This window comes from Aliivibrio logei (assembly GCF_001691055.1).
Taxonomy (GTDB): Bacteria; Pseudomonadota; Gammaproteobacteria; order Enterobacterales; family Vibrionaceae; genus Aliivibrio; species Aliivibrio salmonicida.
On the sequence record NZ_MAJU01000057.1, the window covers coordinates 1 to 349 of the forward strand.

General features: G+C 49.0%; 1 protein-coding gene. It reads left to right on the forward strand.

The features are described 5' to 3' along the window. On the forward strand, positions 1-349 hold a 349-nt coding region (locus A6E04_RS20770; protein ID WP_139078919.1), incomplete at both ends, for an Ig-like domain-containing protein.

Genomic DNA, 349 nt, shown 5'->3' on the forward strand with positions numbered 1-349 from the left:
GGTGGCGACATCAGTGAAAACGATGTGGTAATCATGACCATCAATGGCACTGATTACGAAACCACGGTTGATGCGAATGGCAACTGGAGTGTGAACGTGGCGGGCAATGATCTAGCCAATGACACCGAGTTTGAAGTAAGCGTGGCGTCAACGGACGGTGCGGGTAATGAAGTAAACAGCACAATAACATCAACCCATACGGTTGACCTTGACGCAACAGAAGGTACCGTAACAGTGTCGAATATCACTGAAGATGATGTGATTAATGCGGCTGAAAGTGGACAAACCATCGTGGTAACCGGTACGGCGACAAGTGGCGACATCGGTGAAAACGATGTGGTGACCATGA